Annotated in this window: 16 protein-coding genes and 1 pseudogene; 10 read left to right on the top strand and 7 right to left on the bottom strand. The window is 72.7% G+C overall.

Annotated elements, in window-relative coordinates; all coding sequences use genetic code 11:
- The first annotated feature begins 340 nt into the window (after window positions 1-340).
- The 5 genes from KIK08_RS27630 to KIK08_RS27610 are packed head-to-tail and all read left to right on the top strand — an operon-like array spanning window position 341 to window position 4293.
- Window positions 341-1075 carry a hypothetical protein gene (locus KIK08_RS27630; RefSeq protein ID WP_214406192.1) on the top strand — a complete coding sequence of 245 codons (735 nt, stop codon included), beginning with the start codon at window positions 341-343 and terminating at the stop codon, window positions 1073-1075.
- A 41-nt stretch (window positions 1076-1116) separates the two neighbouring features.
- Window positions 1117-1941, top strand: a complete 825-nt coding sequence (locus KIK08_RS27625; protein WP_214406191.1) for an alpha/beta fold hydrolase — start codon at window positions 1117-1119, stop codon at window positions 1939-1941.
- Entirely contained in the window at window positions 1938-2567 is a 630-nt protein-coding gene (locus KIK08_RS27620; protein ID WP_308257935.1) for a VOC family protein, read from the top strand. Before KIK08_RS27625 ends, KIK08_RS27620 begins: the two co-directional genes overlap by 4 nt.
- The gene (locus tag KIK08_RS27615; protein ID WP_214406190.1) at window positions 2564-3928 is read left to right on the top strand and encodes a dihydrolipoyl dehydrogenase family protein; all 1365 of its coding nucleotides are present in this window, start codon (window positions 2564-2566) and stop codon (window positions 3926-3928) included. The genes KIK08_RS27620 and KIK08_RS27615 overlap by 4 nt, the downstream gene beginning before the upstream one ends.
- A gap of 56 nt (window positions 3929-3984) precedes the next feature.
- The gene (locus tag KIK08_RS27610) at window positions 3985-4293 is read left to right on the top strand and encodes a hypothetical protein (protein ID WP_214406189.1); all 309 of its coding nucleotides are present in this window, start codon (window positions 3985-3987) and stop codon (window positions 4291-4293) included.
- A 6-nt stretch (window positions 4294-4299) separates the two neighbouring features.
- On the opposite strand, the gene KIK08_RS27605 is transcribed toward KIK08_RS27610, so the two are convergent.
- Window positions 4300-7128: a helix-turn-helix transcriptional regulator gene (locus KIK08_RS27605; protein ID WP_308257934.1), complete on the bottom strand. Its 2829-nt coding sequence runs from the start codon at window positions 7126-7128 to the stop codon at window positions 4300-4302.
- Window positions 7129-7189: 61 nt separating this feature from the next.
- On the opposite strand from KIK08_RS27605, the gene KIK08_RS27600 reads away from it, so the two are divergent.
- Both KIK08_RS27600 and KIK08_RS40370 read left to right on the top strand, forming a co-directional pair.
- Window positions 7190-8002: a maleylpyruvate isomerase family mycothiol-dependent enzyme gene (locus KIK08_RS27600; protein WP_214406188.1), complete on the top strand. Its 813-nt coding sequence runs from the start codon at window positions 7190-7192 to the stop codon at window positions 8000-8002.
- Between the two features lie 374 nt (window positions 8003-8376).
- Window positions 8377-8517, top strand: a pseudogene (locus tag KIK08_RS40370) (IS256 family transposase); the annotation flags it as partial.
- Window positions 8518-8578: 61 nt separating this feature from the next.
- On the opposite strand, the gene KIK08_RS27595 reads toward KIK08_RS40370, so the two are convergent.
- The 3 genes from KIK08_RS27595 to KIK08_RS27585 all read right to left on the bottom strand — a co-directional run bounded on the left by KIK08_RS27595 (window position 8579) and on the right by KIK08_RS27585 (window position 11474).
- Complete coding sequence (locus tag KIK08_RS27595; protein ID WP_250557932.1) at window positions 8579-9466, bottom strand: glycosyltransferase family 2 protein; 888 nt, start codon at window positions 9464-9466, stop codon at window positions 8579-8581.
- Between the two features lie 233 nt (window positions 9467-9699).
- Window positions 9700-10593 carry a serine hydrolase gene (locus KIK08_RS27590; RefSeq protein WP_214406187.1) on the bottom strand — a complete coding sequence of 298 codons (894 nt, stop codon included), beginning with the start codon at window positions 10591-10593 and terminating at the stop codon, window positions 9700-9702.
- Window positions 10590-11474: a LysR family transcriptional regulator gene (locus KIK08_RS27585; protein ID WP_214406186.1), complete on the bottom strand. Its 885-nt coding sequence runs from the start codon at window positions 11472-11474 to the stop codon at window positions 10590-10592. Before KIK08_RS27585 ends, KIK08_RS27590 begins: the two co-directional genes overlap by 4 nt.
- A 115-nt stretch (window positions 11475-11589) precedes the next feature.
- On the opposite strand from KIK08_RS27585, the gene KIK08_RS27580 reads away from it, so the two are divergent.
- Together KIK08_RS27580 and bla are read left to right on the top strand one after the other, a co-directional pair.
- A complete protein-coding gene (locus KIK08_RS27580; RefSeq protein WP_214406185.1) occupies window positions 11590-13392 on the top strand; it encodes a penicillin-binding transpeptidase domain-containing protein in 1803 nt (600 codons plus the stop codon).
- A 25-nt stretch (window positions 13393-13417) separates the two neighbouring features.
- Window positions 13418-14365: a class A beta-lactamase gene (bla, locus tag KIK08_RS27575; RefSeq protein ID WP_408004735.1), complete on the top strand. Its 948-nt coding sequence runs from the start codon at window positions 13418-13420 to the stop codon at window positions 14363-14365.
- Window positions 14366-14861: 496 nt separating this feature from the next.
- Here bla and KIK08_RS27570 read toward each other — a convergent pair whose 3' ends face one another.
- Both KIK08_RS27570 and KIK08_RS27565 read right to left on the bottom strand, forming a co-directional pair.
- A complete protein-coding gene (locus KIK08_RS27570; protein WP_214406184.1) occupies window positions 14862-16499 on the bottom strand; it encodes a flavin-containing monooxygenase in 1638 nt (545 codons plus the stop codon).
- Between the two features lie 11 nt (window positions 16500-16510).
- Window positions 16511-17452, bottom strand: coding sequence for an alpha/beta hydrolase (locus KIK08_RS27565; protein WP_214406183.1), 942 nt, complete (start codon window positions 17450-17452; stop codon window positions 16511-16513).
- Between the two features lie 259 nt (window positions 17453-17711).
- Between KIK08_RS27565 and KIK08_RS27560 the strand changes: the two genes are divergently transcribed.
- Window positions 17712-18776, top strand: a complete 1065-nt coding sequence (locus tag KIK08_RS27560; RefSeq protein ID WP_214406182.1) for a helix-turn-helix domain-containing protein — start codon at window positions 17712-17714, stop codon at window positions 18774-18776.
- Between the two features lie 7 nt (window positions 18777-18783).
- On the opposite strand, the gene KIK08_RS27555 is transcribed toward KIK08_RS27560, so the two are convergent.
- Entirely contained in the window at window positions 18784-19020 is a 237-nt protein-coding gene (locus tag KIK08_RS27555) for a DUF8691 family protein (protein ID WP_214406181.1), read from the bottom strand.
- Between the last annotated feature and the right edge of the window lie 674 nt (window positions 19021-19694).

The following is a 19694-nucleotide window of genomic DNA, read 5'->3' as shown; positions in this document are numbered from 1 at the left end:
CGCCCATCACGGCGTCGACGACGCCGAGGTGGAGGAATCAGCGGCTCGATCAACTCCCACAGCTCGTCGCTCACCAGTCGCTCAGCCGTCGATCCCGTCGCCATCGACCGTGATCGTCCGCGCCGGGGCCCGGTCTACAAAGGACCGACACACCTCGACTTCTGCAACGACCTCTCAGTAATCGAGGTAGCTCGGGAGCGGGGAGCCCTCCGCTCTTTCCGTGTCGGCCAGGAACTGCCCGGGCATCGACCAGGGCATCACACAGGTGCGATCGGCCTGCCCGCAGCGCAACGGTGGAACCACGACCCGAGCCGGTGCGGCAGGGAATCGAGGAGGACCCATGAGCGACCTGATCGACTTCGTCATCGGCAGGCACGGGGGCCTCCAGCGGTGGGAAAAGGCCGCATCCGTAGCGGCCGAGGTGCACGTCCACGGCGGGTTCTGGGCCTACAAGGGCCAGCCGGACCTGCTGGGCCACCAGTCGGTGGTCGCCGATGTGCACCGCCAGCGCATCTCCATGACACCGTTCGGGGCCGGGCGGACGCTGGAGCACGACCAGGACGCCGATCGCGTCACCGTCACCGACCGGGACGGGCAGGTGATCGACGAGCTGGTCGCGCCGCGGGCGAGCATGGCGGGCTTCGCGCCGGACACCCCGTGGACGCCGGCGCAGACCGGCTACTTCATCTCCTACGCCACGTGGACCTACCTGCTCGAACCGTTCCTGTTCACCCGGCCCGGCGCCGAGGCCCGCGAGATCGAGCCGTGGCACGAGGTCGGCGAGACCTGGCGACGCCTCGAGGTGCTGTTCCCGCCGTCCATCGCGAGCCACAGCCGCGTGCAGACCTACTACTTCGACGCCGACACCGGCCTGCAGCGGCGGGTGGACTACTCCCCGGACGTGAACGGCAACCCCTTGGTGGCCCACTACACCACCGAGCACCGCGACTTCGACGGCCTGATCGTGCCCACCCGCCGCCGGGTCCTGCTGCGGGGGACCGACGGCACCCCCGTCCAGGACTCCGCCGCGATCCTCCTGGACATCGGCGACGTCCGCCTGCGCGGTTCGCGATGACCGCGGTCCTGGCGTCGCAGTACACGGCGCCCAACCGCAGCGTGCACGCCGCGAACGGCACCACCTACGCCTACCGGCGCTACGGGAGGGCCGGCACCGTCCCCGTCGTCTTCTTCCAGCACTTCCGCGGCAACCTCGACAACTGGGATCCCGCCCTCCTCGACGACATCGCTCGGGAGCGAGAGGTCGTCCTGTTCGACGCCGCGGGCGTCGGGTTGTCGACCGGCTCGGTGCCGACGTCGTTCGCGGCGTTCGGGCGGGACGCGCTCACCTTCATCGACGCGCTCGGCCTGACCGAGGTCGACCTGTTCGGTTTCTCCATCGGCGGGTTCGTCGCCCAAGAGGTCGCTCTGCAGCGCCCGCACCTGGTGCGTCGCATGATCCTGGCCGGGACCGGGCCGCAGGGTGGCCGGGAGATGCACGGCTGGATCCCCGAGGCACGGGCGCACGCCATGAAGGACGTGCAGGGGGCGGAGGACATCCTGTACTTGTTCTTCGCGCCGTCATCGACGAGCCAGGCGAAGGGCCGGCAGTTCGTCGAGCGAATCTTCACCCGCACCGAGGACCGGGACGTCGTTCCCGATCTCGCGGTCCGCGACGCGCAGGTCGCGGCCATCATTGACTGGGGGGTCCGGGACTTCGGCCTGCTCGCCCGCCTGCAGAGCATCCAGGCGCCGACCCTGGTCGCCAACGGCTCCGACGACGTGATGATCCCGACCGTCAACACGTACCTGCTGGCCGGGCACCTCCCGAACGCCACATTGCTCATCTACCCGGATGCCAATCACGGCTTCCTGTTCCAGTACCCGCACGAGTTCGCCGCAGCGACCAACGCCTTTCTCACCGAACAAGGGAACAAACCATGAGCGCCACGACGACCGAGATCCTCACCGGCGTCCTCGAGCGCGCCGCGGCGGCGCACGGGGTCTACGAGACCGAGCAGCTGGGGGGACGGCATCACGACGAGTGGCCCCAGTGGTACGCCGAGCACATGGCGCGGGCACTGGCCGCGGACGGGTACCGCCTCGTCCCCGGCGCTGCGTCCAGCACCTCCCGCAAGCTGGAGGTCGTGGTCGTGCCCGTGTCCGACGTCGACCGGGCCAAGCGGTTCTACCAGTCGCTGGGATGGCGCCTCGACGCCGACTTCGTCACCGGCCCCGACTTCCGCGTCGTGCAGCTGACCCCGCCGGACTCCGAGTGCTCGATCATCTTCGGTGCCGGGGTCACCACCGCGGCGCCCGGCTCGATGCAAGGCCTCCAGCTCACCGTGGTCGACATCGAAGCGGCCCACGCCGATCTCGTCGGCCGGGGCATCGACGTGGACAAGGTGTTCCACGACGAGGGCGGGGTGTTCCACCACGCGGGCACGACGGGCCGCGTGGACGGTCCCGACCCGGACCGTCGCGACTACGGCTCGTTCGCCTCGTTCAGCGACCCGGACGGGAACGGTTGGCTGCTGCAGGAAGTCACGACCCGGGCGCCGGGCCGATGACGAGCCCGGCCGCGAGCGGAACGGCGACGGACTACGACGTCATTGTCGTGGGCGGCGGGGCGGCGGGGGAGCACTGCGCCGGTCACCTGGTGGCGGGCGGCCTTCGGGTCGCGATCGTCGAGCGCGAGCTGCTCGGTGGCGAATGCTCGTACTACGCCTGCATACCGTCGAAGACCCTGCTGCGCCCGGGAGAAGCGCTGGCCGCCGCTCGGCGCGCGCCGGGGGCGTCGCAGGCCGTGGGAGACAAGATCGACGCCCAGGCCGCCTTCGCCTGGCGCGACTTCATGGTGTCCTCCTACGACGACGCGGGTGCGAACTCCTGGGCCAAGGGAGCCGGCATCGAGGTCCTGCGGGGGACCGGCCGGCTCGCCGGACCGGGCCGGGTGTCGGTCGACGGGGTCATCCACACCGCTCGCGACGTCGTGGTGGCCACCGGATCCTTACCGATCGTCCCCCCGGTCCCGGGCCTGCGCGAGCTCCCCGGCGTGTGGGGCAGCCGCGAGGCGACCGGCATGACGGCCGTCCCACGCCGCCTCGTGGTGCTGGGCGCCGGCCCGGTCGGTGTCGAGATGGCGCAGGCGGTCGCGCGCCTGGGGGGTGAGGTGGCGATCGTCGCCGAATCCGAGCACCTGCTGCCCCGCGAGCCGCGGGCGCTCGGTGCGGCGCTCGGCGAAGCCCTCGTCGCCGACGGCGTCGCCCTCCACCTCGCCCGGCGGACCTCGGCCGCCCGCTACGAGGACGGTGAGTACCTACTCCAGTTCGACGACCACGAGCCTGTGCGCGGGGACAGGCTCCTCGTGGCCACCGGTCGCCGCCCGCGCCGGGATGACATCGGGTTGGAGACCGTCGGACTGGAGGAGCTGTCCGTGGACACCCGGATGCAGGTCGCCGACGGGCTCTGGGCCGTCGGTGACGTGACCGGGATCTGGCCGCTCACCTACGTCGGCAAGTACCAGGGCCGCGTCGCCGCGTCGAACATCCTCGGTGAGCCGCGCCGGGCCGACTACACCGCCGTCCCGCGCGTGGTGTTCACCGATCCTCAGGTGGCCGCCGTCGGCGAGACCGAAGGCGCTTTCGTCGTCCAGGTGCGGCTGGCGGACGTGGGGCGCGCGGCCACCTACAGCCGGACCTACGCCTCCGACCCGGGGTTCATGGCGCTCGTCTCCGACGGGCAGCGGCTGACCGGGGCGTACGCGGCTGGCCCTGAGGCAGGGGAGTGGCTGCAACAAGCGACCCTGGCGGTCCGCGCCCGGATACCGATCGAGGTGATGAGCGACGTGATCCAGCCCTTCCCCACTTTCTCGGAAGCGTTCCTGCACGCGCTGCTCGCGCTGCTCGCTGACATCCGCGCCGCCGGGTAACGGCGCGTCCCACCGGACGAGGACCAGCCCGTGAACGGACCGGCAGAGGAGAGACCATGACCACCGCCATTACCGCCATCATCGACGTCCCACACGATTCCGCGGCGTTCGAAGCCGGCTACCCCGAGCTGCTCCGCCTGGCGAAGAAGATCCCCGACATCCAGCGGATGCAGACCTCGAGGGTCTGGCCCAAGGAGGACGGCACACCCGCCCCGGCCCACCGGCTGATCAGCCTGTACTTCGCCGACTACGACGCCGCGAGCCGGGCGGTGACCACGGCGGAGGCAGGGGAGTTCATCCCCGAGTTGTTCGCGCTCGCGACGGGTGGGGTGCGGATCGTCTTCGCCGACGTCGAGGAGGGGTGAGCGGCCTCAGGCTCGCGAGGTCGTCCGCGCGGTCTCGACGAGCGCGGTGCGGAGCTGCCTGCGGGAGCTGACTCCCAGCTTGGCGAACACCTTGTGCAGGTGCCACTCCACCGTGCGCGCGCTGATGAACATCGTCACGGCGATCTCCGGGTTCGTGGAACCGTCGGCGGCGAGGCGGGCGATCTGTCCCTCCTGCGGCGTGAGGTCGACCGGCGACGCCGTGCTGCGCTTGCGCACGGTCTCGCCCGTGGCGAGCAGCTCGCGCCGGGCGCGCTCGGCGAACCCCTCCATCCCGATCTCGGTGAGCATCTCGTGCGCGGTGCGCAACTGCTCGCGGGCGGCGACCCGGCGTCCCTCGCGGCGCAGCCATTCGCCGAAGAGCAGGTGGGCGCGAGCCAGGCTGATGCGGATGCGGGTGCGTCCCAGGCGCTCGATCGATTCCCGGTGCAGGCGCTCCGCGGTGTCGCCGTCGCTCAGCAGAGCGCGGCAGCGGGCTGCGGTACCGAGCGCCCAGTCCGTCCCCGCGGCCCGGGTCCGGTCCTCGAGCTCGCCGAGGGCCGTCGCGGCGCGCTCGATGAGACCCAGGCGGGCGCCGGCCTCGATCAGCTCGACCAGGCCCCAGGGGTGCAGGGCCAGGTCGTCGTGCTCACACACCCGCTCCGCGGCGACGAGCGCGGCGTCGTAGCGACCGAGCCCGTTGTAGAGGACCGCTCTGGAGAACTCCGCAAGGGAGATCGCCCGGCCCTCGCCCCGCAGTGAGCCTTCGCGGATGCTGTCCTCGATGAGCTCCAGTGCCCGGACCTCCTGGCCGCGCCAGGCCGCAAGCACCAGAGACGCGCTGGAGCTGGTCGAGGTGTACATGAGGGGCGTGCTGCCGGTCGCCTCCTTGATCATCGCGACCTCGTCGAGCAGCGCGGTGGCGGCGTCGAACTCGCCGGCCTGGACGTGGAGCTGAGCGCGGTAGACCAGCGCCAGTGGAAGAACGGTGAGGGCGCCCAGGTCGCGGGCAAAGCGGACGAGCCGGGTGCTGAGCTGGTGCCACGCCTCGTCGTCCCACACCTCGTAGGCGACCGGCCATGCCAGCCAGAGCCACCGCACGTCCTCCGGGTGCCGTGTCCCCTCCCCGGCGAACGCCTCGAGCGCCTGGCGGAGTGGGGATACGGCCGCGGTGCAGCCGTCAGTGAACCGGACGGCAAGGCCATCGAGCAGGAGGTCGGCGGGTCGTCGCTCGTCGCGGGCCGGAGGCGCCGCCCGTGCGGCCATGGCCACCTGGCGCATCTCGCCGGCGTCGCCGAGCCGGCCGGCGAAGATACCGGCCCGCAACGCCTCGAGGTAGGTGTCGCGCGCCCGTCCTGCGTCCAACGGCTCGAACCTCCTGGCCGCGTCGAGCAGGAATGAGAGCGACGGGGCGGCGCTGCCCCGATGGCGGGCGAACGTCAACCGCGCGCGGAGCTGGTTCGACAGCGCTTGCTGGAGAGCGTCGAGCGGGCACCGTTCGGCGACCGAGAGCAGCTGCGACGCGGCCTCCGGGGCGGATGCGTCGAATTTGGCCTGCGCCGCAGCCAGGGCCCGCGCACCCCGCCTGGAGAGATCGGGGGTCAGCTCGGCCGCCCGCGCGAGGAATCCGGCCGCGGCGGCGATTCCCCCTCGCGCCTGCGCCCGGCTCGCGGAGCGCTCCAGCTCGTGGGCTACGGACTCGTCGGGCCGCAACGCTGCGTGAGCCCGGTGCCACGCACGACGATCGGGATCGAGGTGCACGTCGGTCACCTCACCCAGCGCGTGGTGCACGTCCCGCAGCTCGCGCGGGTCGGCGGCGCGGTAGGCCGCCGACCGGACCAACGGATGACGGAACCGCACCCGTCCCCTGATCTCGATCAGCTGCGCCGCCACCGCGGGGCCTGCTGCGTCGGCGCGGATCCCGAGTTGCTCGACCGCGCGCCAGAGCAGGTCGACATCCCCGATGGGTTCGGCGGCAGCGGTGAGCAGCAACCGACGTGTGTCCGCGGGGAGCGGTCGGAGCCGCATCAAGAAGCCGCGCTCGATGCGGTTGACCATCGGCATCGCGGTCGGGAGCCCGAATCCCCCCGCGAGCTCGGCTGGTGACAGTCCCCGGGGCAGCTCGAGCAGGGCGAGCGGGTTGCCGCGGGTCTCGGCGATGATCCGGTCGCGCACGCGTTCGTCGAGCGGGCCCGCGATCACCGAGCTCAGCAGGGCGCGCGCGTCGTCGTCGGTCAGCCCACGCACCCGCAACTCGGTCAGCCCGTCCAGACCGTGGTCGTTGTTGCCGTCGCGCACGGCGAAGACCATGCCGATCGCCTCGGCGAACAGGCGGCGGGCGATGAACGCGAAGGTCTGTCGGGAGGCGCGGTCGAGCCACTGCACGTCGTCGATCACGCAGACGAAGGGCTGGTCCTCGGCCACGTCGGAGAGCAGCGTGAGCACGGCCAGACCGATGAGGAAGCGGTCCGGAGCTGGCCCGGTCCGCAGCCCGAAGACCGTGTCCAGCGCGCCGCGCTGCGGATCGGGCAGTCGTCCCAACCGGTCCAGGAACGGCATGCAGAACTGGTGCAGACCGGCGAAGGGGATCTCCATCTCCGACTCGACCCCACCCGCTCGGGAGGTGCGGAACCCGGCCGAGTTCGCCACCAAGTAGTCCAGGAGGGCGGACTTGCCCACGCCCGCCTCGCCGTGCAGAACCACCACCTGGCTGTGCCCCGCGCGCACACCGGCCAACAACCGGTCCAGTGCTTCGCACTCACCGCGCCGACCTCTGAGCTCCGGCCCAGGACCAATCCGTGACATGGCACCGCCCGACCAGAGGCTAGGGACCGGCACGGCCGTTGGCAATCGTGCGCGCGGAGCCCTCGGATGCGGGTTCCCCCAGTAGGTTTCCGTGGTGCTCCTGACACCGCGCTATGACGGGGTGCCGGTGCTGCGCATCCAGGGTGCTACCGGTGATCCGTCGATCCCGCTCCTGCGCCAGCGGCGACGCCTCGCGGAGGTCCTCGCCGCGCTCGACCCCGATCAGTGGTCGATCCCGACCCGCTGCGCGCGCTGGTCGGTGCGGGACGTGGTGGTGCACCTCGTGGGGATCAACGAGCTCTGGCAGGCCTCGATCGCCGGCGCGCGCGCCGGCGAGCCCACACGGCTGTTTCGCTCCTTCGATCCCGTGGTGACGCCCGCCCTGTTGGTGGAGGCAGTGCCCGGTTGGACGCCGTCCCATGCCCTCGCTCGCTTCGTCGAGACCACCGACGCGCTCGCCGCCGCCGTCGCGGGCCTGGACGACGAGGGATGGTCGCTGATCGGGGAGTCGCCGCTGGGTCACGTCGAGCTGCGTCTCGTCGCGACGCACGCCCTGTGGGACGGGTGGATCCACGAGGGGACGTGCTCCTGCCCCTCGGCCTGGCGCCGACCGAGGAGCCCGACGAGGTGCTCGCCTGCCTCTGGTACGCTGCGGCACTCGGTCCGGCCCTCCTCGCTTCGGGTGGCTCGACTCGGCGCGGGACGCTCGGCGTTGATGCGACCGACCCGCAGGCGCGGGTGGTCATCGAGGTGGGTCCGCAGGTCGCAGTCCTGCCCGACACACGACGCGCCGATGTGGCATGTCTCGTTGGACGAGCTGCCGACCTCGTCGATGGTTTGTCCTTCCGCCCGTCCCTCTCGGCAGCGCTCGTCGGTGGGGTGGCTGCGGATGACCGCTGGCTGCTGACCGGGTTGGACGCAGCCTTCGACCAGTCGCTGCCGGGTCCGGCTCCTGCTTGATCAAGACAGGGCGGAATGCCCACCACGCGGTTGTCGGCACCTGCCGTGGCCGGCGCACCAGCGCGGGCGCCCAGTGCAGATCATTGAGGCCCGGCTCCTGCTCGAACCCCAGATCGCCACTTGGCCGCCCGGTCAACACCGGTCCAAGCCGGTGCTCGCCCACACTTTGCCCCACGGATAGGGCCGATCAGCGGTGAGTACCGAGTGGCGTCCACCAAGGTGGTGTGCGACCGGCCCGGTGACGGGCGGAACCTCGTGTAGGGCGGCCATCGCGTGATCTTCTGGAGACCTCTCACAGTCCTTCAGAAGGGTGACCACGCGATGACCGCACCGTCCAGTATCGACCCTGCCCAGTTCCTGCACGATCACCTGTCCAACGCCTCCCCGGACCTGCTGCGCAGCATGTTGACCACCTTCATCAACACCCTGATGTCCGCCGAGGCCGACGCCGTCTGCGGCGCCAGGCGCGCTGTCCCGTCGCCCCCACTGCCCGTTACCCGGCGTTGGACCACCGGACCGACACCTAGGACAAGACGCTGCCCGTCGTCACCGGCGAGCGGCTCGACGACCTGTATCGGGTGACCTTGCGGCGGTGCTCGGCGAACAGTGTGCGCAAGACGCGGATGCCGTCGGCGAACGTGCGGAGGTTGGTGTGCCCGAACATCCGGCGCCGCTCGACCGAGGGCACTTCGGTGATCTTCAAGTCGGCTGCGGCGATCCGGCAGTCGGCCCAGAAAGCGTTGTAGCCGTAGCAGAGATCGGTGTAGGAGGTGCCGAACAGCGCGTTCGCGACGCGGTTGAGGCCGGAGTTGCCGGTCCTGCGCAGCAGCGTGATGTCGTCGCTGCCGCCGCCCGGGGCGAACCGGCTGCCCTTGGCGAAGTCGGCGCCGGCCACGAGCGCCGCCACGAAGCGGGGGATCTCGGCCGGGTCGGCGGAGCCGTCGGCGTCGAACATGACCACGACATCCCCGGTCACCGCTGCGAAACCGCAGGCCATGGCGTTGCCCTTGCCGGTGCGGGTCTGGGTGATCGTCTTGACGGAGGGCAGCACGCGACGCGCGACCTCGATCGAGTCGTCCGTGGAGTTGCCGTCGACGACGACGATCTCGTGGACCGCGGGCCGCAGGGCGGCGATCGCGGGCAGGACGATCTCGAGGTTCTTCGCCTCGTTGCGTGTGGGGATCACTACGCTGACGGCCGGGTACCCGATCCGCGCCGTTCCGGGTCGGACCGGGCCCATGGGGCGCAGGACGTGCCCATCCACGGCGGCGACCAGGATCTTCTCGCTGGTCGCCAGGTGGATGTGGACGAGCCGCGGGTCGTCAGCGTCCGGCTGGGCGCAGACCAGCAGGTTCTTCCCGTCCGGTCTCAGCCTGGGGAGGTGCTCCACGTGGTGCGCTGCCCCGGTCATCCCGTACTCCGTCCAGTCATGCGTATGTGCGTCCAGGTTGTGTGCGTCCAGTAAGGGCCGTGCCGCTGCGGCACCCTCAAGTCCCGTGTGGCACGGGCCACTCGCAGGTCAAGCCCTGCCGGGAACGGCGGATGGCGGTCTGCGGCGGCTCGGCCTGGTGCAGGAGGTGGACGGCGCCGCCCGCGGGTCGGCGGGTGAGCAGCAGGTGGCCTGAGCGACCAGCCCGCGGTGGGTCAGACGCGTAGCGCACCGACCGCGACGCGGGCCGTGCTGCCGATCACCGCGTCCACGGCGGGCAGGTGGACCTCGGCGCGGGCGGCCCGGGTGAACACCGCCACGGCCACCGCCGGCTCGTCGCGGTACTGCACGACGCCGACCTCGTGACGCAGCGGTCCGAGCGTCCCGGTCTTGCCGGCCACCCGCACGGCCGGGTGCGGGAACCCCGCCGCGAGCCGGTGCGGCCACACCTGCTGGCCGAGCACGGTGCGCATGTAGGCGCACTGTGCCGGGCTCGCCGCCGCGTCGGTCCAGATGGCCTCGAGCAGCCGGGTCATGTCGCGGCCCGTCGTCGCGCTGGACAGCAGCGGGTCGAGCGCGGTCGGGTCCACCGGGCGGTCGTTGTCGGCGAGCCGGGACATCGCGTCCGGCAGGGTGTCGGCCCCGGTGTCCCGCACGAGGCTGACGTGGGTGTCGCGGGTGCCGCCGTGCACCGACGTCGCGCGCAGGCCGAGCACCCGCAAGGCGTCGTGGACGCGCGGCAGGCCGACGGCATCGAGCAGGGCGTCGGCAGCGGCGTTGTCCGAGACGGCGACCATCGAGCGGGCGACGTCGCGCAGGGACATCGTGACCGGATCGCTCATCGCCGAGACCCCGGTCGGCCCGGCGGTGCGCGCCTCGGGCAGCAGCCGCACCGGCGCCACCGGGTCGAGCGCCCCGTCGTCCACCGCCCGGCAGAACGCCACCAGCAGCGGCAGCTTGTAGACCGACGCCATCACCACGCGGCCGTCGGCGTCGAGGGCCACCTCCGGGCCCGGGTCGCCGCTCGACCCGATCCGCTTCGCGTGCAGCCACCCGCGCACCCCGGCTGCGGTGAACAGCTCGCGGATCCGCGCTTCCGGGCCGGTCACCGGGGCCCGGCCGGTTCGACGAGGGCCGCGGTGAGCGCAGCGACCAGTTCCGGTGCCCGCTCGGGGGCGACCACCCGCAGCCGCAGCGGCAGGACGTCGCCGGGCACGGGCACGCGGCGCACCCCGGTGGCGTGGACCGTCGGGTCGGCGGTCAGCACGCAGGCCCGCCCGGTGGCGGCCAGGGCCACCGCGGCCCGCTCGTCGGCCACCCGGGTCGTGCCCGCGGTGACGCCCTGCTCGTCGAGGGTGTCGACGAGCAGGTCGTGGGCCGGTGGGTTGTCCTCCCTCGGCGGGACGGCGAGCGGGACGCGGACGAGCTCGCGCAGCCGCGACCGCGGATCGGTGCTCGCCCGCGGCGGGTGCGGCACCAGCAGCGCCGTCGGGAGCCGGACGACGTCGCCGGCGACCAGGGACCCCAGCACGGCTGGGTGGACCACGACGGCCACGTCCAGCCGACCTTCGGCCACCGCGTCGACGAGTGCCGTGGTGGGCGCGGTCAGCAGGGTGACACCTCCGCGCGCTCGGCCGTCCGCGCGCGCCGCGGCTGTGGCCGCCAGCCGCGCCGACGCCGCGATGGGCAGCTGGGGAACGACGCCGAGCCGGACGCCACGGCTCCCCGTCGCCTCGATCTGCGCGGCCTGGCGCAGCGTGTGCTCGGCCTGCAGCAGCCGGTGCGCGTGCGGCAGCAGCGCGGCGCCGGCGTCGGTCAGGTCGACGCCGTGCGGGCCCCGGTCGAGCAGCCGGACGCCGAGCTCGGCCTCCAGGCGCTGCAGTCCGCGCGACAGCGGCGGCTGGGAGATGCCGATCCGGCGGGCGGCGAAGCCGAACTGCCGCTCCTCGGCGATGGTGACGAAGAACCGGACGTAGCGCAGCAGGTCCACCGCGCCCTCCACCTCGTGCGATACCCGAAATGCTCGATCTGGCTCCCGATAGCGTATTCGACATCATCGCCCCTTCCTCGGTTGACTCCGCTCCGGACGACGGAGGGAGATCGGGATGGCGGGGACGAGCAGGCGGGGACGGAACAGGCGGACGGTCACGGCGCTGCTGGTGGCGGCGTTGCTCGCGCCGCTGTCGGGCTGCGGCCTGTTCGGCGGAGGAGCCGACGAGGCGGCGCGGACCTTCCTCGCTGCGTTGGCGGCCGGCGATGTGCCCGCCGCGGCGGCCGCGACCGACGATCCGGCGGCCGCCGCGGACCTGCTGGGCTACCGGACCGCCCTCGAACCGGTGGCCGTGCGCGCCGAGGGCCTGCGGATCGAGGAGGAGGGCACGGCGATCACCGCGGCGTTCACCCTGTCCTGGGACTTCGGCGGCGGGCGCCTGTGGACCTACGACAGCCGCGCCGAGCTGCGCGACACCGCGGACGGGTGGCGGGTGGGCTGGGCGCCCTCGGTGCTGCATCCCGAGCTGGATCCGGGCCGGCGGCTGCGGCTGGACACCCTCGACGCCCCGGTCCCGCCCGTGCTGACCGGCGACGGCGTCGAGCTGATGTCCCCCCAGCGGGTGGTGACCCTGCTCCTCGACCCGGCCGAGGCGGAGCCCGGGGTCGCGCGGGCGCTGGCGGCCGAGCTGCGGGCGTTCGACCCGACGATCACCGAGCGGTCGATCCTCGACGGTGCCGCGGCTGCCCCCGAGGGACAGCGCCACCGGGTCGTCACGCTGCGCGGACCCGACTACGACGGGCTCCAGGCCGCGGTGGCGGACCTGCCCGGAATCGACACGGTCGAGGACACCCGGCTGCTGTCGGCCGACCCCGACCTGTCCTCCCCGCTGCTGACCGGCCTCGCCGACGAGGTCGAAGAGCCGGGGGTGGCGCAGCCGGGGTGGCGGATCTCGGCGGTGGCTGCCGACGGAGCGCTCGACGTCCTGCACGAGGCGGCGCCCGCGACCGCCGAGCCGCTGGTCACTTCCGTCGACGCCGATGTGCAGCGCGCGGCGCAGGAGGCGCTGGCCCCGGTCGAGCAGTCGGCGATGATCGTCGCGGTCCGGCCCTCGACCGGAGAGGTGCTCGCGGTGGCCCAGACACCGGCCGCCGACCGCGAGGGCGCGCCCGCCCTCGTCGGCCGCTACCCGCCCGGCTCCACCTTCAAGATCGTGACGACGGCGGCGGCCCTGCAGGCGGGCGCGGCCGAGGCGGACTCCGTGCTGGCCTGCCCCTACACCGAGAACGTCCAGGGCCGGCAGATCACCAACGACGGCTTCGCCCTCGGCGACGTCCCGCTGCACACGGCGTTCGCGAACTCGTGCAACACGACGATGGCGCGCCTGGCCGTCGACCTCCCACCCGACGCGCTCGCCGGGGCCGCGGCCCAGCTGGGACTCGGCGTCGACCACGTCGTACCCGGCACGACCACGATGACCGGATCGGTGCCGCCGGCGCCGCGCCCGGAACAGCGCGTGGAGTGGTCGATCGGGCAGGGCGAGGTGCTGGCCAGCCCGTTCGGGATGGCGCTGGTCGCAGCGGCGGTCGTGCGCGGGGAGACGGTGACCCCGGTGCTGCTGCCGGGCCGGACGACCACCTCCGATCGCGCGCCGGCGCCGCTGGAGCCGGGCGTGGCCGAGGACCTGCGCGCGATGATGCGCGAAACCGTCACCGCGGGCAGCGCCACCGCCCTCGCCGACCTGCCCGGCGTGGCCGGCAAGACCGGCACGGCGCAGTTCGGCGACGGCTCCCGATCGCACGGCTGGTTCGTCGCCACGGCCGGGGACCTCGCCGTCGCCGTGCTCGTCGTGGACGGCGGCTCCTCGGCCCCGGCCGTCGCCGCCACGGGCCGCTTCCTCGAACCGCTCCTGCGCTGACCCGCTCCCGACCACGAGGAGACCCGTGACCGCCACCGGCGCCACCCGACCCCGAACCCGTCTGCTCACCGCCCTGGCAGTCGCCGGGTCCATCGCCCTGGCCGCATGTTCGGCCGACGACCGCCCGGCCGCCTCGCCGCCCCCCGCCACTGCCCCGACCACGGCCGGCCCCGCTGCCAGCACGGTGATCGACACCGCGGACGCCGCGTTCGCGCAGCTCGAACGGGACTTCGACGCCAGACTCGGGGTGTTCGCGGTCGACACGGGCTCGGAGCGCACCCTGGCCTTCCGCGCGGACGAGCGCTTCGCCTACGCCTCCACGTTCAAGGCCCTCGCCGCTGCCGCGGTGCTCGACGGGACCTCACCGGCCGAGCTCGACCAACTCGTCCCCTACACCGCCGCCGATCTGGTCGCCTACTCGCCGATCACCGAGCGGCGCACCGGCGCCGGTATGACCCTGCGCGAGCTGTGCGACGCCGCCGTCCGCTACAGCGACAACACCGCGGGCAACCTGCTGCTGCGCCACCTCGGCGGGCCCGCCGGCCTGGACGCCGCGCTGGCCGCCCTCGGCGACGACGTCACCCGCGTCGAGCGCACCGAGCCGGAGCTGAACCAGGCCGTCCCCGGCGACGACCGCGACACCAGCACCCCGCGCGCCATGGCCGGTGACCTGCGCGCCTACGCCCTGGGCGACGCGCTCGACGACGACGACCGCACCCTGCTCACCGGGTGGCTGCGGGAGAACACGACTGGCGGAGCGCTCATCCGCGCCGGGGTCCCCGCCGGCTGGGAGGTCGGGGACAAGACCGGCACCGGGTCGTACGGCACGCGCAACGACATCGCGGTGCTCCGGCCCCCGGACCGCGCCCCGATCGTGCTGGTCGTCATGTCCAGCCGCGGGGAGCAGAACGCCGAGCACGACGACGCACTCGTCGCCGCGGCCGCTCGGGCCGCAGTCGCTGCGCTGAGCTGAGAACATCGGCGGTGCCCCGGTCCGCAGGCGCCGCGTCCGGCGTCGCAGGCTCGGGTCACCGGTCTCGGCCAGGATCGTCGCGGCCCCGATGGTCGACACCGCGGGGATGGAACCGAGCAGTTCGGTGAGCTCGAGGTGGTCGAGCACGTCGAGCATGCGGTGCTCGACCTGGGCGATCTCGTGGCGGGTGTGGGTCAGGTCGGCCAGGGCGAACCGGACGCGTTCGAGTGAGCCGGCCCGCTGCGCGAGGACCCGATGTCGGCGTGGGGGTGATCACCGCATCGACGTCGCGGAGCCGCCCGTCCGCTGCCGGCGCCGCCGACCAAGGCGCAGATGTACCGGGCGCTGATGCGGCTCCACGCCCCGGCCTGACTCCCACCTCGCCGGGGGACTGCCGCAGGACCGACGCGCGGTCTTCGTCGACTTCGTCGCGTCGGACGAGCGGAACGTGAGCTGCGTCCGCGGTCCTCGCGGACCGCGGACGCAGCCAGGGGGCTCACGCGGTCAGCGCGAACCCGTCGTAGCCGTTCTTCGCGACCTCGTCGCACTTCTTGCGGTACTCGCCGACGCCGCCGGCGTAGGGCATGAACACCCGTGGCTTGCCGGGCACGTTCGCCCCCATGTACCAGGAGTTGGCCTTGGGGTAGAGGGTGAACCCGGCGACCTGGTTGACGTGGTCGACCCAGGCGTCCTGCGCCTCCTGGGTGGCTTCGATCGTGGTCAGGCCCTGGCTCCGCAGGTGCGCGACGGCGTCGCAGACCCAGTCGACGTGCTGCTCGATGGAGACGACCATGTTCGACAGCACCGACGGGCTGCCCGGGCCGGTGATCATGAACAGGTTGGGGAACCCGGCCGAGCCGATGCCCAGGTAGGTCCGCGGACCGGCGCTCCAGGTCTCCTTGAGCGAGGTCCCGTCGCGGCCGCGGATGTCGACGTTGGTCAGCGAGCCGGTCATGGCGTCGAACCCGGTGGCGTAGACGATCGCGTCGAACTCGTACTCGCGCGCCGCGGTGCGGATGCCGCGCTCGGTGACCTCGATGAGCGGCTCGCGCTGCAGGTTCACCAGGTGCACGTCGTCGCGGTTGTAGGTCTCGTAGTAGCCGGAGTCCAGGCACGGCCGCTTGGTGCCGATCGGGTACTCGGGGCAGAGGTCCTGCGCGGTCCGCGGGTCGGTGACGATCGACTTGATCTTGCTGTGGACCCAGTCCTTCGCCTTGTCGTTGGCTTCCTGGTTCACGGTCAGGTCGGTGTAGGTGGTCAGCAGGTTGACCAGGCTGCCGCTCTCCCACGCCTGCTCGAAGGCGGCGTTGCGCTCGGAGTCCGAGACCTCGAGCACGGACTTGGTGGGGATCGCGGTGGGGACGCCGAAGCCGGACTCCTTCTGGGCCTGCCGGTAGTCCCGGTAGCCGGCCTTCATCCCGGCGATCTCGTCGACGGTGAGCTTCCGGTTGCGCGCCGGCAGGCTGTAGGCCGGTGTCCGCTGGAACACGGTCAGATCGTCGGCCTGCTCGGCGATGACCGGGATCGACTGGACCCCGGAGGATCCGGTGCCGATGAGCCCGACCCGCTTGCCGGTGAAGTCGACGCCTTCGTGGGGCCAGTGCGCGGTGTGGAAGGTCTCGCCCTTGAACGAGTCCAGGCCGGGGATCTCCGGCAGCTTCGACGACGACAGGCACCCGGTGGCCATCACGAGGAACCGCGTCGTCACGGCGTCCTCGTGCTCGGTCCGGACCGTCCAGGTCCTCTCGGCCTCGTCGTAGTGCGCCGCGGTGATGCGGGTGCGGAAGACGATGTCCTTGCGCAGGTCGAAGCGGTCGGCGACGTGGCGGGCGTAGGCGAGGATCTCGGGTTGGGTGGGGTAGCGCTCCTGCCACTCGAAGCGCTGCTCCATGTCCGGGTCGAAGGAGTACGAGTACGCCAGGCTCTCGACGTCGACCCGGGCGCCGGGGTAGCGGTTCCAGTACCAGGTCCCGCCGACGTCCGTGCCGGCTTCGAACACGACCGCGGACAGGCCCATGCCGCGGAGCTTGTGCAGCAGGTACATCCCGGAGAAGCCGGCTCCGACCACGACGACGTCGACGGTGGTCGGGACCTGGCGGTCCCCGGCGGGCGCGGGAGCTTCGGTGGTGGACATCGTCGTCCTCCTCAGGCGTCGGTGGTCGTGGCGAGGTGCTCGTCGATCGCCGCGGCGACGTGGTCGATGCCGGCGCTGCTGCCGGGCAGCACGTTGACCATGGTGAAGAAGCCGTGCATCTGGCCCTCGAAACGGCGGTGTTGCACCGGGACACCCGCCCAGGCCAGACGCCGGGCGTAGGCCTCTCCCTCGTCGCGCAGCACGTCGTGCTCCGCGGTGAGGACGACCGCCGGGGGCAGGCCGGACAGGTCCTCGGCCCTGATCGGCGAGGCGTCGGGAAGTGCGCGGGCGGCGGGGTCGGGTGCGTAGTGGTCCCAGAACCAGATCATCGAGTCCCGGGAGAGCATGAGCTGGTTCGCCGGGTCGGTGTAGGACTCGTTGTCGACGTCGGCGTCGGTCACCGGGTACACCAGCACCTGCAGGCCGATCGCCGGTCCGCCGGCGGCCTTCGCGCGCTGGGCCATGATCGCGCTGATGTTGCCCCCGGCGCTGTCCCCGGCGACCACCAGCGGCCCCCCGGACGGGGCCAGCGACGACCGGTTCGCCTCGGCCCACCGAAGGGCGGCCCAGGAGTCCTCGACCGCGGTGGGGTAGCGGTGCTCGGGCGCGAGCCGGTAATCGACCAGCAGGGTCGTCAGCCCGGTGCGCTCGGCGAGGGTCCGCCCGAGCGTCTCGAACTCGGCGATCTCACCGATGACCCAGCCGCCGCCGTGGAAGTAGACGAGCACGCCGCGCGGGTCCTCGGTGGGGGTGAGGACCCGGACGAGGATGTCGCCGCCCTCGACCGGGACGCGGACGTCCTGGACGGACTTCATCTCCGGGCCGGTTCCGTACAGGTCGCGGAGCATGACGCCCAGTCCGCGGGCCTCCTGCGGGGTCATCTCGTGCAGCGGTTTCCCGCCCGCGGCCGCCATCTGGGCCAGGAAGTTCGACGTGGCTTCGTCCAGTGCCATGCACATCACCTCGACGTGAGTGGGCGGTTGGGATCCCCCGTCGCCCCGCTCATCGGCGGGGCGGGCCGCTGGCCGGAGGCGGCGCGGCGTCGGGGGATGGATCGAGCATGCCAACGGCCGTGGATCGGGGTCACCGGACAAAGCGGCTCGCTTTCGAGCCAAATGGCGCTGGCCGCTGCTCCCGACGCTTCACCCCGGGCCGCGGTACGTGCCAGGCTGACGCGGTCCGGCCCGCGACGACGCGGAGTGGGAGGAGCCGATGACCACGTCCGACCTTCCGACCGACCGGGTCGAACTGCTGCGCTTCGTCGACGACCTGCTCGTGCGCCATCCGCCGCTGGAACAGGCGGTCCGCGACCTCGCTCGGCGCGCCGGCCGCGCTGTCGCGGTCCGGGTCCCGGACGGACGGGCACTGGTCGCCGACCCGGCCGGTGCGCCGGCGGACTGGCCCGACGACGTCGCTGCCGTCGGCGCTCCTCGGGGGATCACCGTCGCGCTCGGGACTCCGGCGACGCTGGACGACGCGCTGCTGCTCGAGCGCCTCGCCGTGCTGGCGATCGTGCTCCTCGACCGGGAGTCGCTGACGGTCCCGCACCGCTCGCAGGCGCAGTTGGTGGGGCTGCTGGTCGATCCGGTGACCACCCCGCCGCTGCGCAGCCGGTCCCTGCTCGGCCTCGGGCTGCGGGCCTCGACGCCGCTGCGTGCGTTCACCGTCGCCGGCGCGGGCCCGACGATCGAGACCTTCGCGATGGCGCTCTCGGCCGCGGGGGGCAGCAGCGTCCTCACCGTCACCCGGTCGAGGACGACGGTGATGCTCCGGGTCGGCGATCTCGCCGACCTCGACCACCTGGGCGTGCCGCGCGGGCTGCAGGTGGGCGCGAGCCGCGTGCACCCGGCCAGCGCGGCGCCGCTCGCGTGCGCGGAGGCCGACCACGCCTTCCGGTTCAGCCAGCCCAGCCCCCGGGACCACGGCCCGTACCGGACCGAGGAGGGCGTCCTCGTCCGCGCGGAGGCCCTGAACGGCTACGAGGTGCTCGCCGAGGCCCTCACCCCGGAACAGATCTCCCGCATCGGTGACGTGCAGGCGCTCGACCAGGTGCTCGCGCTCGGCGGACCGGACATGCTGCCGACCCTCGACGTCGCCGTCACCGGATCGATCCGGCAGGCGGCCCGCGCACTGGGGGTGCACCACAACTCCGTGCAGCACCGGGTCGCGCAGGCCGAGCGCGTGTTCGGCTTCGAACTGTCCGACGTGTACGGCCGCAACCGGCTGTTCATGGCGCTGACCCTGCGCCGCATCCGGCAGACCCACGGCATGGTCTGACCCCGGTTCAGGGTGAGCACCGGCCCCGGTCAGTCGCCGTCGCGGGAACCTCCTGCACCGACACCAGCCGCAGGCCCAGCGTCCGCAACTGGGCGAGCACGCCGTGCAGGTGGGAGTCGTCGCGGACTTCGCCCCTGATGATGGTTTCCGGCGGTGCGTCGGAGACGACCATGTCGGGGAAGGCGGCGCGGGAGCGCGGGGACAGCAGCCCGGCCACCCGGATCTCGTAGCGTCGTGCGGACACGCCCGGTCCCCTTCACTTGCCTCCGAACGCGGATGGGCAGCCAGCGTGCGCGACCGTGCGGTGCCGGGCATCGTCCGGGCCGGATGAGGTGCCGCTCGCGGGAGCGACCGCCACGCCGCCGGAGCCCGGTCGGGTCCACCGGCGGCGCCGGTCAGCACCACGGCACGGTCTCGTCCGCTGCGGACGAGGCCACTCTGCTCCCGCGCGGGACGGGTGCTGCTCGTCCTGCCGGGCCGTCGGCGGACGGCTGGTCGGCGCCGTCCCGGCGATCCCGCTCACCCCGCTGCTGAAGGTGGTGCTGGTCGACCGATCCCCTGGCTGTCGGCGGACGCGCTGCTCGGCTCGGGGCGGCGAATTCACCTCCTGCGGACGAGGACCGGTCCGGCGGACCGGGGGGATGCTCCCCGTCGATCACACCTGCGCCCCCCGTGGGCGAGGAGAGCTGACCCGGCCGACCACCGGCATCCATCCGCTCGGTCGGGTCCGCGCCTCCGGCCGCACCGTCGTCGAGGCACGTCGTCGAGGCACGTCGTCGAGGAGGAACCCCTCATGACCGACACCACCCGTCCGTCGGCCGGCTACGGGGTGCATTCCGAGGTCGGCACCTTGCGCAAGGTCCTGGTGTGCGCGCCCGGTCTGGCCCATACCCGGTTGACCCCGACCAACTGCGACGC

The sequence above is a fragment of the Pseudonocardia lacus genome, from assembly GCF_018531445.1.
In the GTDB taxonomy this organism is placed as follows: domain Bacteria; phylum Actinomycetota; class Actinomycetes; order Mycobacteriales; family Pseudonocardiaceae; genus Pseudonocardia; species Pseudonocardia lacus.
Note: the sequence above shows the minus strand (reverse complement) of the source record. Positions and strands in the feature narration are given on the sequence as shown.

Bases quoted from the DNA above. Each gene is read 5' to 3' on its own strand.
- KIK08_RS27620 (WP_308257935.1), top strand. From the start codon at position 1,938: ATGAGCGCCACGACGACCGAGATCCTCACCGGCGTCCTCGAGCGCGCC.
- KIK08_RS27630 (WP_214406192.1), top strand. From the start codon at position 341: ATGAGCGACCTGATCGACTTCGTCATCGGCAGGCACGGGGGCCTCCAG.
- KIK08_RS27615 (WP_214406190.1), top strand. From the start codon at position 2,564: ATGACGAGCCCGGCCGCGAGCGGAACGGCGACGGACTACGACGTCATT.
- KIK08_RS27580 (WP_214406185.1), top strand. From the start codon at position 11,590: ATGGCGGGGACGAGCAGGCGGGGACGGAACAGGCGGACGGTCACGGCG.
- KIK08_RS27610 (WP_214406189.1), top strand. From the start codon at position 3,985: ATGACCACCGCCATTACCGCCATCATCGACGTCCCACACGATTCCGCG.
- KIK08_RS27560 (WP_214406182.1), top strand. From the start codon at position 17,712: ATGACCACGTCCGACCTTCCGACCGACCGGGTCGAACTGCTGCGCTTC.
- KIK08_RS27565 (WP_214406183.1), bottom strand. From the start codon at position 17,452: ATGGCACTGGACGAAGCCACGTCGAACTTCCTGGCCCAGATGGCGGCC.
- KIK08_RS27570 (WP_214406184.1), bottom strand. From the start codon at position 16,499: ATGTCCACCACCGAAGCTCCCGCGCCCGCCGGGGACCGCCAGGTCCCG.
- KIK08_RS27595 (WP_250557932.1), bottom strand. From the start codon at position 9,466: ATGACCGGGGCAGCGCACCACGTGGAGCACCTCCCCAGGCTGAGACCG.